The 21,124-nt window shown below is 31.5% G+C and carries 22 protein-coding genes and 1 pseudogene; 14 read left to right on the top strand and 9 right to left on the bottom strand.

Features of this window, described 5'->3' with window-relative positions; translation table 11 throughout:
• Nucleotides 1-470 precede the first annotated feature (470 nt).
• From NE665_RS14925 to NE665_RS14885, 9 genes and pseudogenes are all read left to right on the top strand, one after another.
• Nucleotides 471-1,352: a polysaccharide biosynthesis C-terminal domain-containing protein gene (locus NE665_RS14925; protein WP_233104702.1), complete on the top strand. Its 882-nt coding sequence runs from the start codon at nucleotides 471-473 to the stop codon at nucleotides 1,350-1,352.
• Nucleotides 1,349-2,227, top strand: coding sequence for a glucose-1-phosphate thymidylyltransferase RfbA (gene rfbA / locus NE665_RS14920; RefSeq protein WP_009274164.1), 879 nt, complete (start codon nucleotides 1,349-1,351; stop codon nucleotides 2,225-2,227). Before NE665_RS14925 ends, rfbA begins: the two co-directional genes overlap by 4 nt.
• Nucleotides 2,228-2,238: 11 nt before the next feature.
• Nucleotides 2,239-3,546 carry an NDP-hexose 2,3-dehydratase family protein gene (locus tag NE665_RS14915; RefSeq protein WP_233104703.1) on the top strand — a complete coding sequence of 436 codons (1,308 nt, stop codon included), beginning with the start codon at nucleotides 2,239-2,241 and terminating at the stop codon, nucleotides 3,544-3,546.
• A gap of 2 nt (nucleotides 3,547-3,548) precedes the next feature.
• Nucleotides 3,549-4,574, top strand: a complete 1,026-nt coding sequence (locus NE665_RS14910) for a Gfo/Idh/MocA family oxidoreductase (RefSeq protein ID WP_120146732.1) — start codon at nucleotides 3,549-3,551, stop codon at nucleotides 4,572-4,574.
• Nucleotides 4,571-5,488: an NAD(P)-dependent oxidoreductase gene (locus NE665_RS14905; RefSeq protein ID WP_178759935.1), complete on the top strand. Its 918-nt coding sequence runs from the start codon at nucleotides 4,571-4,573 to the stop codon at nucleotides 5,486-5,488. Before NE665_RS14910 ends, NE665_RS14905 begins: the two co-directional genes overlap by 4 nt.
• Entirely contained in the window at nucleotides 5,485-6,519 is a 1,035-nt protein-coding gene (gene rfbB, locus NE665_RS14900; RefSeq protein ID WP_120146731.1) for a dTDP-glucose 4,6-dehydratase, read from the top strand. The genes NE665_RS14905 and rfbB overlap by 4 nt, the downstream gene beginning before the upstream one ends.
• Nucleotides 6,520-6,656: 137 nt before the next feature.
• Nucleotides 6,657-6,953 (top strand): annotated as a pseudogene (locus NE665_RS24765) (transposase).
• Nucleotides 6,954-7,047: 94 nt separating this feature from the next.
• On the top strand, nucleotides 7,048-7,212 hold the full coding sequence (locus NE665_RS14890) for a transposase (protein ID WP_256302564.1): 165 nt from the start codon (nucleotides 7,048-7,050) through the stop codon (nucleotides 7,210-7,212).
• Nucleotides 7,213-7,282: 70 nt separating this feature from the next.
• Nucleotides 7,283-7,588, top strand: a complete 306-nt coding sequence (locus NE665_RS14885; RefSeq protein ID WP_256302563.1) for a transposase — start codon at nucleotides 7,283-7,285, stop codon at nucleotides 7,586-7,588.
• Nucleotides 7,589-7,901: 313 nt separating this feature from the next.
• On the opposite strand, the gene NE665_RS14880 is transcribed toward NE665_RS14885, so the two are convergent.
• A complete protein-coding gene (locus NE665_RS14880) occupies nucleotides 7,902-8,279 on the bottom strand; it encodes a transposase (RefSeq protein ID WP_040013450.1) in 378 nt (125 codons plus the stop codon).
• Between the two features lie 200 nt (nucleotides 8,280-8,479).
• Here NE665_RS14880 and NE665_RS14875 point away from each other — a divergent pair, with 200 nt between their 5' ends.
• The 5 genes from NE665_RS14875 to NE665_RS14855 all read left to right on the top strand — a co-directional run bounded on the left by NE665_RS14875 (nucleotide 8,480) and on the right by NE665_RS14855 (nucleotide 10,020).
• Nucleotides 8,480-8,764 (top strand): hypothetical protein, encoded by a 285-nt coding sequence (locus NE665_RS14875; RefSeq protein ID WP_009274168.1) that lies wholly within the window; start codon nucleotides 8,480-8,482, stop codon nucleotides 8,762-8,764.
• A complete protein-coding gene (tnpB, locus tag NE665_RS14870; protein WP_120146729.1) occupies nucleotides 8,764-9,117 on the top strand; it encodes an IS66 family insertion sequence element accessory protein TnpB in 354 nt (117 codons plus the stop codon). The genes NE665_RS14875 and tnpB overlap by 1 nt, the downstream gene beginning before the upstream one ends.
• Before the next feature lie 78 nt (nucleotides 9,118-9,195).
• A complete protein-coding gene (locus tag NE665_RS14865) occupies nucleotides 9,196-9,318 on the top strand; it encodes a hypothetical protein (RefSeq protein WP_256302562.1) in 123 nt (40 codons plus the stop codon).
• A 7-nt stretch (nucleotides 9,319-9,325) separates the two neighbouring features.
• A complete protein-coding gene (locus tag NE665_RS14860; protein ID WP_178759936.1) occupies nucleotides 9,326-9,706 on the top strand; it encodes an IS66 family transposase zinc-finger binding domain-containing protein in 381 nt (126 codons plus the stop codon).
• Complete coding sequence (locus tag NE665_RS14855) at nucleotides 9,703-10,020, top strand: transposase (RefSeq protein ID WP_040013452.1); 318 nt, start codon at nucleotides 9,703-9,705, stop codon at nucleotides 10,018-10,020. Before NE665_RS14860 ends, NE665_RS14855 begins: the two co-directional genes overlap by 4 nt.
• 821 nt (nucleotides 10,021-10,841) lie before the next feature.
• Here NE665_RS14855 and NE665_RS14850 read toward each other — a convergent pair.
• From NE665_RS14850 to NE665_RS14815, 8 genes are all read right to left on the bottom strand, one after another.
• On the bottom strand, nucleotides 10,842-12,320 hold the full coding sequence (locus tag NE665_RS14850) for a hypothetical protein (RefSeq protein ID WP_178759937.1): 1,479 nt from the start codon (nucleotides 12,318-12,320) through the stop codon (nucleotides 10,842-10,844).
• 1 nt (nucleotide 12,321) lies between these two features.
• Nucleotides 12,322-13,740 (bottom strand): O-antigen ligase family protein, encoded by a 1,419-nt coding sequence (locus NE665_RS14845; protein WP_233104704.1) that lies wholly within the window; start codon nucleotides 13,738-13,740, stop codon nucleotides 12,322-12,324.
• A gap of 16 nt (nucleotides 13,741-13,756) precedes the next feature.
• Nucleotides 13,757-14,851: a UDP-N-acetylglucosamine 2-epimerase (non-hydrolyzing) gene (gene wecB, locus NE665_RS14840; RefSeq protein WP_009274170.1), complete on the bottom strand. Its 1,095-nt coding sequence runs from the start codon at nucleotides 14,849-14,851 to the stop codon at nucleotides 13,757-13,759.
• Between the two features lie 201 nt (nucleotides 14,852-15,052).
• Nucleotides 15,053-16,588, bottom strand: a complete 1,536-nt coding sequence (locus NE665_RS14835; RefSeq protein WP_178759939.1) for a lipid II flippase MurJ — start codon at nucleotides 16,586-16,588, stop codon at nucleotides 15,053-15,055.
• Nucleotides 16,585-17,676, bottom strand: coding sequence for a hypothetical protein (locus NE665_RS14830; RefSeq protein WP_009274171.1), 1,092 nt, complete (start codon nucleotides 17,674-17,676; stop codon nucleotides 16,585-16,587). The genes NE665_RS14835 and NE665_RS14830 overlap by 4 nt, the downstream gene beginning before the upstream one ends.
• 88 nt (nucleotides 17,677-17,764) lie before the next feature.
• Nucleotides 17,765-19,078, bottom strand: a complete 1,314-nt coding sequence (locus tag NE665_RS14825; RefSeq protein ID WP_120146726.1) for a nucleotide sugar dehydrogenase — start codon at nucleotides 19,076-19,078, stop codon at nucleotides 17,765-17,767.
• Nucleotides 19,078-19,977 (bottom strand): UDP-3-O-(3-hydroxymyristoyl)glucosamine N-acyltransferase, encoded by a 900-nt coding sequence (locus tag NE665_RS14820; RefSeq protein ID WP_009274173.1) that lies wholly within the window; start codon nucleotides 19,975-19,977, stop codon nucleotides 19,078-19,080. Before NE665_RS14820 ends, NE665_RS14825 begins: the two co-directional genes overlap by 1 nt.
• Nucleotides 19,964-21,112 (bottom strand): DegT/DnrJ/EryC1/StrS aminotransferase family protein, encoded by a 1,149-nt coding sequence (locus NE665_RS14815; RefSeq protein ID WP_009274174.1) that lies wholly within the window; start codon nucleotides 21,110-21,112, stop codon nucleotides 19,964-19,966. The genes NE665_RS14820 and NE665_RS14815 overlap by 14 nt, the downstream gene beginning before the upstream one ends.
• Nucleotides 21,113-21,124 lie beyond the last annotated feature (12 nt).

The raw sequence follows: 21,124 nt of genomic DNA, 5'->3' as shown, positions 1-21,124 counted from the left end.
CATATGGATTCAGGAATATACAGAATCTTATCGATATGATCATGATCGTATGTTCCCGGTTATACTATGAAATCAAACTATCTTATGAGCTTAGATGATTTCTACCCACACTTAGTGCAGATGCTTCAAGTTTATTTATATTTTTAGTAATTATTTTGCTTATAATATATCCTTTATTTGTTTCTGGTCAAGTAGATTACTGTACTGTGGTATGGATGATTTGTATACTTTCCTTAAGCAGTATATTTGACTATTTTTTTCTTGGAAAATATAGAGTTTTGTTAACTGCTGATCAAAAGCTATATGTTATTAATTATGTTCAATGTATTGGGACAATATTAAATATTGTAGTTACTATTACTCTAATTAGAATGAATTTTACTATTTTAACTGTTAAGTTTTTTGCCACATTGATATATATTTTTAGAATGTTTCTAATATATATATATGTTAAAAATCATTATGGATACTTGAACTTTGATGTAACACCATTAACTGAGAAATTATCGGATAGATGGTCCGTCTTATCACATCAAATAGCAGGAATGGTTGTTTTGAATACTGATATAGTCGTACTAACAATTTTTAAAATTCCATTAAGTGAAATAAGTGTATATACAGTATATAATCTGGTTCTCAATGTAATAATTGGCTTACTGAATTCATTACTAAATGCTGTAACACCCTTATTTGGAAGGATTCTTGTAACAGATAAATCAAGTATGACGAGGGAGTATTATAGCATATATGAGTTTTTGTATTTTATACTAACATTTGCACTTTTTACATCACTTGTGATTTTATTTATTCCCTTTTTGAATATATACACGCAAGGAATAACTGATGCAAATTATATAAGATTGAATCTTGCATTAACTTTTTGTTTAATGGGGCTAATATATATGATAAGAACACCCGCATTAACCTTGATAAATGCTTCAGGTCATTATAAGCAAACCCAAAAAGGCGCTTTTATAGAGGCGGGCATCAATATAATTGTTTCCTTGATTTTAGTCTCTAAGTTTGGGATAGAAGGTGTGCTTTTAGGTACTATATGCTCACATTGCTTTAGAAGTATTGAATTAATGAAATATAATAATGATTATATCATTAAAAACTCGATAAGGACTACATTAATTAGAATAATAAGAAATATTATTTTGATGCTAATAATTATTTTGAGCTATCGTTATATATTTATTATAAATGTTAATGATTTCATCACCTGGTTTATATTTGCTACCTTAATAACAATAAGTTCGTTTTTGTTTATATTATTTTTCAATATTCTATGCGAAAAAGAATATTATTATTTGTTAAAAGAAAAATTATTACGAGGAGGCAGAAAATGAAGGGTATTATATTAGCAGGAGGAAGCGGAACAAGGCTATATCCGCTGACTACCGTAACAAGCAAGCAATTGCTTCCAGTCTATGATAAACCAATGATCTACTACCCGCTTTCTACGTTAATGTTGGCAGGTATACGCGATATTTTGATTATATCCACACCGCAAGATTTACCAAATTTTGAACGCCTGCTAGGAGATGGTAGTCAATTCGGTATTCATCTTTCCTATAAAGAACAGCCGAAGCCCGAAGGCTTGGCTCAGGCTTTTCTAATTGGAGAAGATTTCATAAACGGCGATAGTTGTGCAATGGTTCTGGGTGACAATATTTTCTATGGCAATGGCTTAGTAAAACGTTTATTGAATGCTGCTTCCAATAAAGGCAGAGCAACAATATTCGGTTATTTCGTTGAAGATGCACGTAGTTTTGGAGTTGTCGAGTTTAACGATAATTTAAAAGTATTATCTTTGGAAGAGAAACCTGCAGAGCCAAAATCTAATTATGCTGTAACAGGTTTGTATTTTTATGATGAACAAGTCGTCGAATATGCAAAGCAGGTAAAACCTAGTGCTCGAGGTGAACTCGAAATAACAGATTTAAACCGTATTTATCTAGAAAATGGAAATCTGGATGTAGAATTGCTGGGACGAGGATTTGCTTGGTTAGATACTGGAACAATGGATGATTTGTTATCAGCGGCAGATTTCGTACAAACGATTGAAAAAAGACAAGGTATTAAGATATCAGCTCCAGAGGAAGTCGCCTTTACTTCTGGGTGGATAGGAAGATCTGAGCTTGAAGCAGCTGTTGAAAAATTTGGAAAATCACCTTATGGGCGTCATCTCCAAAAACTGCTTGACGGCGTGCGTTTTTACTAATAGGTAACGTGATGGAAAAAACAGAAGATATACTGGCCTGGATACAGGAACTTAATTCAACAACAGTAGTGAAAATTCAAAAGATTAAACTTAGCGATAGTGGTTTCTGGTATTATGATGAAGAAAAAGGTCAAATTCATAACACGGATTATTCCTTCTTTAGTATTGCAGGTATCCGAGGTACTGTAAATGGTGTTGCCGTGGAACAACCTATTTTCATACAGCCGGAGATTGGCTATTTGGGTATTTTATGCAAAGACTTCAACAAGGAGCGACATTATCTTATGCAGGCCAAAATTGAACCTGGGAACATCAATTGTGTGCAGATATCACCTACTATACAGGCGACAAAAAGCAACTTTATGCAAAAACATGGAGGGGCTAAGCCTTTATATCTAGATTATTTTCTGCATGCGGACAACTATACGATATTATGTGATCAGATTCAATCTGAACAATCTGCTAGATTCTATCGTAAACGAAATAGAAATATGATATTGCTGTTAGATGAGAATGAGGATGTTATTGTTGAAAAAAGATTTAAGTGGATGACGTTATCACAAATCAAAGAATTAATGAATTATAGAAATCTAGTCAATATGGATACCAGAACAGTTCTTTCCAACCTTCCTCTTATAAAGGAAAGGCAGAGCATAAAAGAACAAGCCTTTCTAAAGTCAGTTACATATGATGGATATGTGGAAGAAATTGTAGAAATTTATCATGCTATGAACAATTATAAGATGTTTCATGATAATTGCAGCGAGCTTATACGTTTGGATGAAATTAAAAATTGGGATATTCAAGATGAAGGTATTGATTGTCGGGAAGATTTTCCTTATAAGGTCATTTTTTGTGAAATAGAAATTGAAGGTAGAGAAGTAACAAAATGGTCACAGCCATTATTTGAAGCAAATGGTATAGCGGTTTTTGGACTAATTTCTACAATACAGTATGGCGTACGTAAATTTTTGGTACAGATCATACCAGAAATAGGGTGTTTTGATACAATAGAAGTAGGACCTACCATACAAAAAGAAGCTTCTGCTATGTTTGAACAAAATGAAATAGAAAAGTTATTTGAGATAAATCTAAAGACGAATACAGGCATCCTTTTTGATTCTATTCTATCTGAAGAGGGTGGGCGATTTTACCATGAGGAAAATCGAAATATATTAATGGAAATTCCATATGAACAATTGCCAAAACTACCAAATGGATATTTTTTAGTATCTTATGCTGCTTTGAACCACATGAATTTAATTAACAACTGTCTGAATATACAATTAAGAAACTTATTATCAACGTGGGAGGTTTAATAATGGATAAAATAAGAATTGGTGTCATTTGTCCTTCTGAAATTGCATTTCGTAGGTTTATGCCGGCATTATTTCATTTGAGCGATAAATTTGTTTTCAGTGGAATTGCAGTCGCCAATAAGCAGGAATGGTCAGGAGACGTAAAAGAGGAGATTATCAAACAGGAAATTAGTAAGGCTGAGCGATTTACGAATCAATATGGCGGGATTATTTATCACAGTTATTATGATTTGATAACATCACCAGACATAGATGCAATCTACTTGCCACTTCCTCCTGCTTTGCACTATAAATGGGCTAAGCTAGCACTTGAAAATAAAAAACATGTTTTTCTAGAAAAGCCATCTACTACTTGTGTTGAACATACAAAAGAACTTTGTTCCTTGGCAAAACAGAATAATCTGGCGATTCACGAAAACTACATGTTCATCTATCATAATCAGATAGATGAAATCAAAAAAATGATTGATGAGGGTATCGTTGGAGACATACGTCTGATTCGGGGGAATTTCGGCTTTCCAAAACGACCGGCGAATGATTTTCGATATAATAAAGCCCTGGGTGGTGGCGCCCTATTAGACTGCGGAGGATATCCGATACGACTGATGCAGTTGATGATAGGAAATGATATCCATGTAGATGCAGCCAAGCTAATTTTCAATGAACAAGACATTGACCTATATGGCTCTGTTCAACTCTCTAATGAATCTAGTATTGCTCAAATATCTTTTGGTATGGATAATGGGTATAAATGTGATTTGGAAATCTGGGGAAGTATTGGTACAATCTATACAGGACGTATATTCAGTGCTCCAGATTCATTGTCATGTGAGATTCAGATCAATATAAATAATGAAATCACTACAAAAATATTGGAACCAGATGATACCTTCCGTAAATCACTTGTGCAATTCTATCAATGTGTAGAAGAACAAGCAATCCGAAATGAAGAATATGGTGATATTCTTCGTCAGATTGCACTTGTGGAAGATGTCATACTTAAAAATCAAGTGAAGAGACAATTATGAAAACAGTATTAATAACAGGAGCGGGAGGTTTTATTGGAAGATCCCTGGCAGCAGAATTTTTGAAACGAGGTAATATCGTCTATGGTGTTGATGTATTTCCACAAGGGATGGTAGAACTGGGGATGAATAAAAACTTTACTCCAATACTTGTTGATAAACAAAATTTTGATGCTTTAGATGCACATGATTTACATGATTTGGATATTGTATATCATCTGGGCTGGGCTGGAAAACTCGGCGGTAGTGATTTAAATGATTATGCAATTCAAGACTCCAATATACAAATGACAAAAAAACTGCTTGATAAGCTAGTGCAGATACGACCCGGAAATTTTGTATTCTGTGGTTCGATATCTCATTATAAATTTATGAAAGATGTACCTGTGGAAGTTAATTCAGATCTGTATGGTTTGGCAAAGCGGTATGCTGCAGATATATCAATGAATATATTACGACGTAATAACCTACTTGGGAATATTGTAATGCTTGCAAATACGTTCGGAGTGGGAGATCAATCCTCAAAGGCTGTAAATACATTAATCCGAAAGTTTTTTAAACATGAGCAACTCTCTCTGATTGACGGTGACACACCAAATGATTGGGTCTATATCGAAGATACAGTACATGGACTAATAGCTGCAGGAGAACACGGGGTTCCTTTCAAAACATATTATATAGGGCATCGTAGAATTGCGACTTTTCGAGATAATATGACAGAGATGAAGTGTGTGCTAGATTCAGATCTGGAACTTCCTTTTGGTACCTATAATGATGTGACATATGCAGATTATTCAAAGGTAGATCTTGATGCTTTATTTGAAGATACAGGATTTGAATGCAACTGTGATTTTAGAGCTTCATTGAGAAAGACGGCAGAGTGGCTGAAAAAGCAAGATGAAGGAGGAGAATTATGAAAATACTGGTGACAGGAGGAGCTGGATTTATCGGCGGTAATTTTGTACATTATATGGTAGGACGCTATCCAGAGGATATAATTGTGAATTTAGATAATTTAACGTACGCAGGAAATCTGGAAACATGCAAGCCAGTGGAAGATAAAAAAAATTATCGATTTATTAAAGGAGATATAGCTGATCGCAGATTCATCTTTGATCTTTTTAAGAAAGAAAAGTTTGATATTGTTGTAAATTTTGCGGCCGAGAGTCATGTGGATCGGTCTATAGAGGATCCTACGATTTTTGTAAAAACAAACGTAATAGGTACAACAACCTTGCTAGATGCCTGTAAAACATATGGAATACAGCGATATCATCAGGTATCAACAGATGAAGTATATGGTGATCTTCCATTAGATCGTCCAGATCTGTTTTTCACAGAAGAAACGCCACTTCACACATCAAGTCCATACAGTAGTGCAAAGGCATCTGCAGATTTGTTTGTGCTAGCATATCATAGAACATTTAATTTGCCTGTTACAATTTCACGTTGCTCAAATAATTATGGACCATATCATTTCCCTGAAAAACTGATACCGTTGATGATTTCCAGAGCACTTGTGGACAAAAGCCTACCGGTTTATGGAAAAGGAGATAATGTACGTGACTGGCTGCATGTATACGATCATTGCGTAGCGATTGATCTTATTATACGTAAGGGGCGTGTAGGGGAAGTATATAATATCGGTGGTCATAATGAACGAACAAATCTTGAAGTAGTTAGGACAATATTGAAGGCATTGAACAAACCAGAAAGTCTCATTAAATATGTAGAAGATCGAAAAGGTCATGATCGTCGTTATGCAATTGATCCTACAAAGCTTGAAAGTGAATTGGGATGGAAGCCTAAGTATAATTTTGATACAGGTATTCAGCAGACAATTGAATGGTATTTGCATAATAGAGAATGGTGGGAGAATATTTTGAGTGGGGAGTATCAGAATTATTTTGATAAAATGTACAATTTCAAATCATTAGATAAGATTTAAAGTTTTGAATATGATTTAATTCATAAATTTAATAATTCTTTTGATAATTGCAAAGATAAGTAAGGAGAAAAACTACCGCAATGGCACTGTGAAATGGACAATGAAAACAAAATTAGGTGAAGTGGATGTGAAAAGTACTGTGTGATCATAATGGAAAATTTGAGCCTCAAATCATTGGAAAATCTCAGAGAAACGCAGATGGTATTGAAGAACGTATTCTTTCCTTATACGCCATAGGAATGTCTACAAGCTATATCAAGGATCAGATCAAAGGATTATACGATGTATAAATTTCGGAAGGTCTCGTAAGCAAGATTAGCGTGCGCATTTTACCTGAGGTGACGGAATGGCAGAATCGTCCGTTAGAAGTCTTCTATTCGTTTATATTCATAATGCAATCCACTATAAAATCAGAGAAGACCACCAGATTGTGACTAAGGCTACATATGTTGTCTTGGGCATCAACGAGAAGGAATGAAGGAAGTTTCAGGTTTATGGGTAGGGACCAGTGAGTCAGCTAAATATTAGATGGGAGTGCTGAATGAGCTGAAAAGTAGAGGAGTTAAGAAAGTTTCCTTATTCTGTGTGGATGGTCTTACAGGCTTCAGAGAAGCCATAGGAGCGGTCTATCCAAAGGCACGTATACAGAGTGTTGTATTATCCACCAAATCCGCAACAGCCCACGTTTTTTGAGTTATAAACACATCGAAGATTTCATGAAGGATTTAAGAGTGTATACCAAGCAAATACTGAGGAACAGTCATTGAATCAGTTAGAAATTTTCAATAAATGGGGTAAACAATATCCAACCGTAGTATGTAGCTGGGAAAAGAAATGGGATATATTGAGTACATACTTTGATTATTTGGTTGAAATACGTAAAATCATTTACACGATAAATGCAATCAAAGGACTGAACAGACAGTTCAGAAAGGTCACTAAAACAAAAACTGTTTTTCCAAACGATGATAGTTTGAGAAAAATGCTTTATTTAGCAATACAGAACCTCAGTAAAAAATGGACAAGAGATGTAGAAACTGGAATCTTATTCAGAATCAACTTATCATAATGAATACAGTAGAAGCATAAAGAGTAAAGATAAAAACATATAAAAATTAGATAATGAAAATCAAGCCTAAATCTAAGAAAATTTCATTTATTTATCAGATGACAATTTGCTTACGACAAAAAGAAAGTAATATAAATAAGCTATCTTTGAAAGATAGTATTGTTCTTGCACATACCGTAAATAATTTTGATAAGTTTGGCGGTACATGCAACCTTGGCGGCTTTTGAATTTAACGGGTTCAATTGCTGCCTTTTCTTTTGATAAAACTGATGGATAGGATTTTCTTTCTTTAGCCTTATATTACATGTAACCGCTAAATACAGTAGACATCGTAATCTCTTGTTTCCCTTCTTTGAGATAGATAAACGATCACCATCCAATTTTCCTGATTGATATTCGGATCTAAGCCAAGATAAGGTATCAATGCTTCCCGTATCTTAAATCGCTTTATATCACCTATTTCTGCCAATATTCTAGATGCCAGGTTAGGACCGATTTCATCTATGCTTAAAATAAGATAATATTCGTTTATCGTTTCCGCAATCTGAATTATTTTCTGTAGGGTTTCATCCGCATCCTTTCTGGTCATCTCAACTTTCTCTAACAGGTCCTGTAATATCTTGAATTCAATATCATCATAATCGCATCCAGGGTACGTTTCAATCGCAAAATCAATCATCTTGAACTTCATGTAACCGCATCTCCTGGCGATCATAGTATACTTTAGAGATGGCAATCGGATCAAGTCTGTCTGTTTTTTTAGAATCGATGTCTTGTTTTCGTTTTCTGGCAGATGCTAGCGGCGAAATGATATGTAAGCAATCTTAAAAACACACTACCAGAAAGAAAAAAGATATGTGATAATAAAATGTAGAAAAGGTAGGTGTAAAAATGAGAAGAGAAGGAAGAGACTGGGATACCCTCATAAAACAGCTCATCAAAAGAGAATCTACAGAGTCAGTAAATGAATTCTACCGTAAACATAATGTAGGTGTAGCGGAGCTACAGACATACTATAAACAGAGCAGACAGGATTTTGTCGGAGCAGTAGCCGAGGTCAAATTGCAGAAAAGGAAACAGCCGTTCCTTCAACTTGAGGTCAATGGCGTACGTATCAAAGTTACACCAGATACGAATAAGCAGTTTCTGAAAGATATCCATATCCTCATCCGCTAATGCTTATCGATATCAAACATGTAGAGCATTTCTACATCATATGTGGCAGTATAGATTTCAGGAAAGGGATCGAGGGATGTGTAAGGATCGTATCACGGATGGAAGGACTTGATCTTTTTTCAGAATCCGTATTTCTCTTCTGTAATCGAAAAAAAGATGCAATAAAAGTACTGCACTTTGATCTGAACGGATTTGAGCTACTTACAAAGATGCTGCTAGAAAGCAAATACCAGTGGCCAAAGTCAAAAGAGGAAGTGATGGCTATCACAAAGCCGGAACTGCGCTGGCTATTGTTGGGACTATCCATCGAACAGAAGCGAGTATTCAAAGAAACCTCGAAACGCATATTCTAACGAAAAATGTAGATCATACTTAAATTTTACATATTCTCCTGTTATACTGAATGAGTAAAGATAGAGGTGTCCTGCAGGATGGATTATGATAAACTTACCAAAGAAGAGATAGTCAACATGTGTCAGACACTATGGCAGAAGAACGCAGTTCTGGAGAAGAATATAGAATTCTATACAGAGCAGCTGAAAAAGAACCAGTAGAAGATGTATGAAAAATCCAGTGAAAAGAGTACATCGTAAAAAGAAAAAATACACAATGGATAACCTGCCAAGAGATATTGAAAAGGAATATCGTGATCATAATCTGGAAAATAAGGATTGTCCGATATGCGGAGGTAAACTACATCAGATTCGTGTTGACGGAAAAATGGAGCTGGTGATGATACCTGCACAAAAGAAGCTGATCATCCATAGGATCCCTGTATATGCCTGTCGAAGCTGTCAAAAGAAAGAAAAAAGAACTGTGATCAAGGCCGCAGGGCCAGTAACGCTGTTTCCTAAATTGCCAGCATCCGCAAGACTGGTGTCTTTTCTGATGGATATGAAGTATAGTAAGGGAGTGCCAATATATAGATCGAGCAGAGCATGAAGCAGGAGGGTATCCTGTTCCCAAGACATACATACGCAAAATGGATGATAGACAGCAGTGATCAATATCTGGAAAAGGTCTATAGGTATATGCATAGAAGACTACTGGAGGAGGATATCATTTATGCAGATGAGATACATCACTATGTATTTACAGATGGCAGAAAAGGCAGTCAGCTGAAGCAGACCTATATCTGGATGTTCCGAACAGGGGGGCAGCAGAAAAAATATCGTGCTTTATGTCCACAAAGGAGGAAGGAGCGGAAAAATCGCAACGGAATTCCTGAAAGATTACCATGGTTATCTGCAGAGTGATGAAGCGAAAGAAGTCATATAAAGATATAAGGGCATATTCAAAACGGACAGTAAGATCCGAAAAGAATGTGGGAAGAGTATATCCTGATCAGGGAAAGGTGTGAAACAGACATACGTCCAAAGCTGAATGATCTTTTTTCACGTACCTTGATGAAATCGTAGATGAGGTATCAGAAAAGCGTGAATTATAAAAGGCAATACAATATGCGAGAACGAATAAAGAGCAACTGTATACATTCCTGGAAGATGGCAGGCTGGAGTTGACAAACAATCTGGCAGAATGCAGTCAGAAGCCAGTGATCATAGGAAGAAAGGACAGTATGTTCATGGGCAGTGCCAGAGGAGCACAAAGCAGCGCGGTGATATAGGCTCTGTCTGCCATTGGGTGAAGCCTCGTAGAGAGTGCGAAAGAGAATGGGCTGATACCGAGGCGCTACTTGAATCATCTATTGGAGGAAATTCCGCTAATGGAAGAAGCAGGTGAATGCGAGTTAGAGCGACTGATGCCCTGGCATCATAATGTACAGAAATCATGTAGTGCAAAAAAAGGCAGACACCTGTTAATCAAGGATATCTGCCTCTTCTTTTGAATATGTGTTGATTTTAGACCGCTTACCTTTTGATGAACTGTTTTATGAGGGTATCCCAGTCTCTTCCTTCTCTTGTTATTTTTACACCTACCTTTTCTACATGCTTATTATCACATATCTTTTTTCTTTCTGGTAGAGTGTTTTTTAGATTGCTTACGAACCATACTACAAAAAAAGCTCCTATAAAGAGTATAATTAAAACTTAATCAAAACCTTTAAGGAGCTTTTTTACTATAGTTTCAACCAGTGTTTTAAATAAACACCTATATAGAATAAAATCCAATGCGATTTAATAAATGATTGCAAATTATAATTAGGATGTTTATCTATAGTAATATCTTCAATTTGAGGAAGCTGTTTTGATATTATCTGAGTGTGAATATATTTATTCATTCTCAACCTTCTTGACAGTGAACACCACATAAGAATAACTTCTCTACAATTATAAATATTCAATGAATTTATACCACATACACTATAAATCATTTCTCTTTGGGATGACCATCGAGAACAGCGGCTTTCAATGGCAAATAGATCATGAATTAATTTTATATCATTAACCTCCTTAATGTTATTTATATAATTTTTAAATTCATTTTTGCATAATTGTTCATAATTATGTATTTTGCAACAAAAAAAGCTTGGATTTGCTAGAAAATAAGGAATATTACGACTTAAACTACTTTTTCCAACTTGTCCAGCAATATCTCCATTTATCATCGCCTCATTAGAAAAAAAAGACTTATACATATAAGCTAATTGGATAGTTAAATTTGAATGATAATCACCAATTAAATATTTTATAGTGCTTAATTCTTTTTGAGAAATATTAAGCTCAGGTATCAAAATATGCTTTATTTTAAGTTGTTTACAAATTAATTTAGGTATTCGTATATCTTCTGAATCATCATTTAACCAATTATGAGAAAATGTATAACAATTAAAAGATTCAACATTTCTATACAAAAATGATAAATTCATTCTACTATCAAGACCTCCACTGAGTGGACATACTAAATTATAATAATTAGAATATTCTTTTACTATATTATTAACTAAAGAAATAGTTTTGCTTATCACGGCCATTGAATCTATATTATTACACTCATTATATATAGGAACTCTAATAGGTATTTTATTATTAACATCTAAGTAATGATTGGGTAATAATGCTTTTATTTCATCGAACATAGTTAAATTATTTGGCAATGCTTGTAGATAATCTGATGCGTCTCTAATTTTTTTGGAGTATGACGATTGTTTTAAATTATTATGTGATGCAATCAAGTTATCTATTGAAGATAAAACTAAATTGTCATCAATAAAAGCATAATTTATCTGCATAGATACTGTGGCATCACCAAAAATATATGTATGATATTTATTATCTTTTTTTTCAATTAAGGAATAAATAACCACATATTTCCCTGCAAATCTATTAGAATATTTATAAAGTTTATTTATACTATTATTCGAGTTTTCTAACATTTCTTTTGCTATTTGTTTTTTTTCTATTTCACCGTGAGAGTCAATACAAAGCCCAATAATAATTATTTCTTGATCATATTTATTTTCTACCTGTACTTCAGTATAATTGGAATAGCCTAAATAGTATTTTTTATTTAATACCTTAACGTAATTATTATAAGGATTATTATAATTAACAGACAAATAGTAATTAAATACACTTTTTTGTAATATTTTATCCATATTAAAGTATTCCTTTTTTCTTATTTATTAATATAGAATATACTAGTGCAAGAATACTAAAAATGAAAATCCCATTATTATACAAAGTAGTATATAAAATATACTGTGGAAAATAAGATAATATAAAAACATACAACTTCCAATCTGAATTATTACCTCTTTTTATAGATTTAAATAAATTTTGAATTATACCATATATAAACCAGATAATCACGAAAAGTCCTATTAGACCAAAATCAGCCATAATTTCAAGTACTAAATTATGTGGAAAGGTTCCAACATACTTACTTTGGTAATGGAAAATTCCATTACCAAAAACAGGATGCTTTAGAAATTCTTTAAATGCTGTGTTCCATAGATTAGGTCTATTATATTTATAAGTAAATTGCTCTGCTTCATTATTTTTATTATCCTCCACTATTATATACTTCCCTGTTTTATTTTTTATATCATCATGAAGAATTTTCTCAGTTTCATCCTTAGTATAAGAATTATTAACAATGTTATATTCGAAAACACTATTTATATCTTTTGTTTGTTTGTTAATAACATCATATACATATAATTTATTTTTATTACCTAATTCATATATAAAATTATCTTTTACAACATTTAATCTGGAACCTTCTGGTAAAAAAGCATTTATTAATCCAAATAATATTAAGCAAATTATTACTATCCTTAACATGATATTCATAACTTCTTTTTTACTCTTATTAGATTTTGTAAAAAATATAAAAAAACAAATTATATATGCTAATGCACAACACATGATTGCTGATCTTGTCCCAGTGTAGATAATTACAACAAAGTAAAATACACATCTAAACAAAATAATTTTCTTTTTAGTGTCAATAAAATACATAAGATCTGAAATAAGAAAAGGTAAAAGTGCATATGCTATATCTCCATATGAAAATACATCTAACCGTACATATCCATTATATGTAAAACTACCTGAAAAAAGTATAATAGTGTATATTATAGCAAGAAAAAAAATATATTTTGATAATTTTTCAGTATAATTAAAGAATATTGATATAGCGTTCTTATTATATATAAAACCAATCACTAAAGTGAAAGGTAAAACAAAAACTATATATTGTATGATTAAATAAATATCCAATTTAACAAAATTTGGAAAACAGTATATTATATTGGTCATTATTAAAATATAAAGGCTTTTTATATTGCTATAATTTAAAGTAAAAAGGTAATTTACCAACAAGATAATATCCAATATACAAAATAAAAATACTGATACAATAGTAGAATAATCGCCTAGTCCACATATATTAAAAATCATTTTAAAAAAACCTAAATTGCTTAATGAAAAGAGTAAAATGCTAATATATAAAGCAATTCTATCCATTCTTTTTTGCAACCATATCTTTTTATAATATTTAAGGTTATTTATCATATTATCCCACATTCCTTTACATTGTGATTAATATATTTACTATACGTTCACTTGCAGTACCATCACCATATGGATTGGAGGCACGAGACATCTTATTATATTCTTCTTGATTATCTAATAATAATTTAAAATTTCTATAAATAGATTCTTCATCTGTTCCAACTAATTTTAAGGTGCCTGCTTTAATTCCTTCAGGTCTTTCAGTTGTATCTCTCATCACTAAAACAGGCTTACCTAATGATGGAGCTTCCTCTTGTATTCCACCACTGTCAGTTAAAATCATATAACTTCGTGCTATGAAATTATGAAAATCTAGTACATCTAAAGGTTCTATGATATGAATTCTATCACAATCTCCTAATTCCGTCTCAGCAGCCTTTCTTACAAGAGGATTCATATGGATTGGATAAATCACTTTTACATCTCTATGTTCTTCAATGATTTTTCTTATTGCTCTAAACATATGATGCATTGGCTCACCCAAATTCTCTCTTCTATGTGCTGTTAATAAAATGAGTCTTGAGCCTCTAGCCCAATCTAACTCTGGATGAATATAGTTATCTTTTATAGTTGTTTTTAAAGCATCAATTGCAGTATTTCCGGTAACATAAATTGAACTTTCTTTTTTTCCTTCATTTATCAAATTTTGCTTACTTTTCTCTGTAGGTGCAAAATTGTAAGATGAAATAATACTAACGGCCTGTCTATTAAATTCTTCTGGGAAAGGCGAAAAAATATCGTATGTCCTGAGACCTGCTTCCACATGTCCAACAGGGATTTGTAAATAGAAGCATGCTAATGCTGTAACAAAAGTTGTAGAAGTATCTCCATGAACAAGTACAATATCAGGATTAACTGTTTCTAATACTGTTTTAATGGAATTTAAGATATTGGTTGTGACATCAAATAACGTTTGTTTTTCTTTCATAATTGATAAATCAAAATCAGGTATAACATCGAAAGTATGTAATACCTGATCTAACATTTGTCTATGCTGACCTGTTACACAGACTACAGTCTTTAATTCGTTATGTTTTTTCAATTCGTTTACCAGTGGGCACATTTTAATTGCTTCAGGGCGTGTTCCAAATACTAACATTATTGTTTTCATAAACATTTCCTCCTTGAAAGAATAGTGTGAAATCAATTTTTCTTTGTATAGAATAACATTCCTTTTTGAATATATTAGTATATTATAATAGATTTTTATTTTATAGATTTTATAATATACTAAGATTTTAAATTTAATAGTATATATTTAAAATAAAACGATATTATATGAATAAATGCATTTTCTAATCTAAATACAAGTTTAATTATCTTTTTTTCTCATGTTTTTTAAATTGTTCATCATAGTGAATACAAATTTTCTTTGAAAAAAGATAATAATAAGTAAATAAACAATTAACCCTGTTAATGAATAAAGGATAAAGTTTATGAATACATTGACATTTATAAAATATTTAATTGTGATAATAGAAATAGCAGATACACTAAAAGCTAGTAGTAAAGAAAATAGAATACCAAAGTCTTTCCACAACTGTAGATTAAAATAATTTTTTGAAATAATTAAATATGTTAAAGTTGTACTAATTATTACATCTAGCACATTACTTATTAAAATTCCTTGCATACCATATTTTTTTGCTAAAATGGTAACAAGAAAAATATGAATTAGTACTGTAAAAATTCCTATTTTCATTGGTGTTTTTGTGTCCAAAAAAGCGTAAAGAACTCTATTAAGGACATATTTAATAATATGAAAAACAATTGTAATTCCATAAATGGATAAGGCTGAAGATGTGAGTTTAATTGCAGTTTCATTGAATTTACCATAACCAAATAAAATTGAGATAATTTGTTCTGAACAAATAACAAATACTAATGTAATTGGTAATGAAATTGCAATAACACCTAAAAGTGTGTTTTTTACGATTTTTTTTATTTTATCAGTTTCACCATTAATACGTAAAGTCGATATATCCGTAAAAAGTACAGTACTTAAAGGTAACATAATGATATTTGTTGCAAAAACTAAAATCGTATTTGCATACGATACAGATGACAGTACACCACCTTTGATTCCTGATAAAAAGTATTTATCGATAAAACTGTTTATTTCTAATGTTGCGTTTCCAATAAATAAAGGGAACATCTTCGTAAATAATTTTTTGATATTTTGATCAAACGATATATCGTTAACTTTTGCGGATAAATATTTATTTGTCTTATATCTTAATATAATGATTTGAGCAATATATGCTATAGGTGAAGCGATTACTATCGCCCATAAACCTATTGTATTTTTAAATAATAAAATCAGCAGTATAACAATAAAGCTGTTGACCATTGCACAAATAGAAGGAAATCCATATATTTTTTCTGCATTCAATATTGCTTGTAATGCGCCTGTTATAATCGAAAATGATATTCCGAGTTCCAAAATTTGAAGATAATTTACAAAAAGTTCTTTATACTCAGCATTATATGAGTACCCCATTATATCCACTATGTAAGGATTTAAAAAATATAATATTCCAACTAAAAAAATTGAAAATAATGCTAAACTATAATAAGAGCTTCTAGCAAATATTTTACCTTCATTTTCATTTTTGTGTTTTTGAGCTAAGTATATTGGTAATATTATAACAACAATTGCTGCTGAAAAAGAACTGAAGATTTGATTTACAACTCCATCAGCTAAATTATAGATATCTGTTTCTATACTTACTCCAAATGAAGCTGCAGTGATTGACGTTTTCAAAAATCCAACAATTTTTGTAACTATAGTTAAGAAAAACAACATCATTACTGCCTTTACACTGCTTTTACTTTTTTTCATATTCATAATTCATTCTTTCTTCTTTTAAGTTCTTCTTTTAAAGATATAATAAAATTTTTATTGTTATCTTCTATACGGTTTTCTTTTGTAAAATTATAGACATTTCTTTTATAAAAAGCATAATTTTTAATAACTTCATTAATAGCAGAATAAAATTGGTCGTCGTAGGCACCTATATTGTACTCATCACATACTGTTTTTAGAGTTATATTTGTAGTAGTTACAACAGGAATTCCTTCATATAAGAATTCAAAAATTTTACCAGAGGCGCAATATTTATTATTCATGTCACTTTGATTATAATTCACGATTCCAATATGGCAATTACTAATTAGATATTTAAGCTCATCTTGATTAAGAATGCCTAATATGTAAACATTATCTAAATGTTTTTCTTTTATAATCCTTTTAATATTTAATTCATGTTGCGGATTGTTTTTACCTACTAAAAAAAGCTTGCATGGAACAGATATTTTATTAATATTCTTAACTAATACATCATTTAATCTTTCAACATCACAACCCGACGTTGATATAATACGTATTTCACCTTCATTAAAATAATTATTGAACTTATCTTTTGTGTTATTACTATAAATTTTTGAATATTCTAATGAACGATAATTTTCAAAAACTAATGGTTGCTTTTTTAAATTGTATATTTCTTTCATTATTTCAGCTCTATGAATATTTGCAGCAATAACAATTTCAGCATTTTTGATGCATTTCTTTTCTATTTTACAGCCTAACTTCCCTATAAAGTGTTTAATCTCATTTGATATATATAACTCTCTGCAATCATAAATAATCGATTTGCAATTGATTAATTTAGATATAATAAATCCAGGAATAATAGATTTTCTATTATCTAACACTATTAAATCAAAACTTTTTCCTATTTTCTTGCTATAACAAATACATTTGATAATAAAGTTGAAATAATTTTTCCCAGTATATAATCTATGATTTACAATTTTTGTATTTATGCCTCTTGAAAATACATAAAGGTTCCCTATATGATCAAAAACCTTACATAATTCTCTTAGTCTACCATCATATTCATAATTCCCGTATGAAATTAATAATATATTCATTTTTTATTCCTTTCAGTAATAAGTTAATAATCTATAAATCTATATCAACTTAAATTATTTAGAAAAATAGTATTAAGATAAATAAATATCACAGTAATTCAATATTTCTTTTATCAATGCAATTCTTCATAGCATTTCTTGTATCAAAAATCAATTTTGAATTAATTTGAATCATCTTTAAATCATAAGATTTATGTGCTGTTGCTATAATGACCAAATCAAATTTTTTTAATACATTGGCATTAATTTCATTAATACCATGATATATTTCTTCATGATATTTATATTCAGAAATATATGGATCATAGAAATCAACAATAGCATCTTCTTTTTTTAATAAATCTATTAATTTTAATGCAGGACTTTCTCTGTAATCATCAATATCATTTTTATAGGCAACTCCAAGTACTAGTATCTTAGAATCTGCCATTGCTTTCTTTTGTTTATTAAGAATTTTATAACATCTTTCAACACAGTACTCGGGCATTTTGTCATTAATAATCATACTATTCTCAATCATAGAAGTATGAAATCCGTATTCTCTTGCTTTCCATGTTAGATAATATGGATCTAATGGAATACAGTGCCCTCCAAGCCCAGGACCTGGATAAAAAGCCTGATATCCGAAAGGTTTTGTTTTTGCTGCATCAATTACTTCCCATGCAGAGATTCCCATTTTTTCGCATAATATACAAATTTCGTTAACTAAACCTATATTGATATTTCTATATGTATTTTCTAAAATTTTTTCCATCTCTGCTACTGCCGGCGAAGAAACTTCATGAATGTCTCCGTCCAGTACCGCTCTATACATTGTAGCAATAACTTCTGTTGCATCTTCACCAATTGCGCCAACAACCTTAGGTGTATTTTTTGTATGATATACTGAATTCCCTGGATCAACCCTTTCAGGTGAAAAGCCTAAATAAAAATCAGTCCCACATATTAGTCCTGACCCATGTTCTAAAATTGGTTTTACTAATTCCTCAGTAGTTCCTGGATACGTTGAAGATTCTAATACAACCATTGTCCCTTTTCTTAAATATTTTGAAATTGCCTCAGTACTTTTTTTTACGAAACTGATATCTGGTTGTTGGTGGTTATCAAGTGGTGTTGGTACACAGATAGCAATAAAATCCACATCTTTTATAAAACTGAAATCAGTTGTTGCAGATAATATGCCTGATTTAACTAACTCTTTTAATTCAGAGTCAACAACATCGCCGATGTAATTGACGCCTTGATTAACAAGATTCACCTTTTCTTGTTGTACATCAAATCCAATGGTTTTGAATCCCGCCTTAGCCTTTTCTACAGCAAGTGGAAGACCAACATATCCTAATCCAACCACTCCTACAATTATCTCTCTATCATTTATTTTTTTTAATAAATATTCTTTCATTACATTTCTCCTCGTTTTAATCGTTTTATGAATTTTGTATGCTCTATCGCAAAATTACCTGTTACTGCTTCATTATCGTTAACATCTTTTGTTACTACTGCTCCCATATTTATCCGAGCATTTTCTCCTATAATCAAACCATTCCTGACTACGCTACCGATTCCTACCCAGGCATTATCTTTAATCTCAACTCTTCCACCAATTACGGATAAAGCTGGCATCATAACATTATTCCCGATTTTTACTGCATGACCAATATGAATAAGATTATCCATTTTAGTATAATTACCAATGATGGTATTATCCCATGGAAATACGGCCTTATCAATTGCACAATTATATTGTATTTCAACATCATGTCCAATTTTAATTCCGCCTAGATGTTCCACTTGATATTGCGTATTTCCATCTTTTTTGAATTCAAAACCGCATCCGCCAATTACAGTGCCAGCTCTAATAATAGTATTATCTTCAATGGAAACATTTTCTTTTATTGAGACAAACTCCTCAATAATAACATTATTCCCTATTTTTACATTATCTTTGCTTATATATGAAAGGGGAGATATTGAACAATTATCCCCCACAATAGTTTTGAATTTTTTTCGCACATACATACTGTTTTTTGATAAAAGGTTATGCAACTTAAAAAAAACATTACGTGGATTATCTACAAACACTATTCCATATTCATTTGGATTGGAAATATGTTTATATATATCTTTTGTTATTAGCAGACATGTCACATTCTTTTTGATAGATAATTTTTCCAGATATTTTTCATTATCAATAAATGTTAATATTGAATCTTCTATTTTGGAATCTAATATACCAATAGTATTGAAATTACCATCTTTAAAGGGAGTTTCAAAAAAATCAGATAATTTAAATTTTTCCATTTCGATATTCCTCTAGGGCCTCTTTTATGTTAACACTAATAGAGCTCACAACTTCAGTATTTAAATACGGATGCATAGGTAAACTAAGGCAGAGTTTCGAAATCCGCTCACTCTCCGTCAAATCATTTAAATTAAAAACATAATTCTGATAAACTGTTTGTAGATGAAGTGGTTTTGGATAATATATCATTGTAGGAATATTTTTTTCTTTCAACTTCTGCTGGATATAGGATCTTTCCTTTTCATTATTTAACAAAATTGTATATTGCGCCCAACTAGAAATCACATTATCAGGTACAAAGGGGGTAATTACCATATCTTTCAGTTCTCTACTATATTGATTAGCAAACCTATTTCTCCTCTCTACTTCAAATTCTTCAAATATTTTTAATTTAGGTAATAAAATTGCTGCTTGTATTGTATCTAAACGCGAGTTCATTCCTACATGAACATTGTCATATTTAAAAGTTCCCTTACCATGGACCCGTAAAGACATTAACAAACTATAGTATTCGTCAGAATCTGTAAAAAGTGCTCCACCATCTCCATAACATCCTAATGGCTTCGCTGGAAAAAAAGATGTCGTAGATATATCTCCAAATGAACATGCCTTTTGTTTGTCTAATTCTCCACCAAAGCCTTGTGCGCCATCTTCTAGTATATATAAGTTATATTTCTTTGATATTTCTTTAATCTCTGAATAATTAGCAGGTTGACCAAATAAATCTACAGGGATAATAACTTTTGGTTTCAATTTTCCTTCCTGAAGAACCATTTCAATTGCCTTAACTAACTTTTTGGTATTGATATTAAACGTCATGGGATCAGTATCAACAAAAATTGGAGTGGCACCTACTGCAGATACTACTTCTGCAGTAGAGTAAAATGTAAAGCTTGGTACAAAAACAGCATCGCCTTCTTTTATTTTCCAAGCCATTAATGCTAATTGTAGGGCATCCGTACCATTAGCGCATGTTACACAATAATTTACTCCAACATAATCAGCAAGTTTTATTTCAAGTTCTTTTACATAATCCCCCATCATATATTGCCCAGAATCTAATACATTTTGTATATTCTGATTTATCTCTCCCTTTATTACTTCATATTGTGCTTTTAAATCAATAAATTGCATATTCATTATCTC

The organism is Clostridium sp. DFI.1.208, from assembly GCF_024463855.1.
Lineage (GTDB): Bacteria > Bacillota_I > Bacilli_A > Erysipelotrichales > Erysipelotrichaceae > Clostridium_AQ.
Note: the sequence above shows the minus strand (reverse complement) of the source record. Positions and strands in the feature narration are given on the sequence as shown.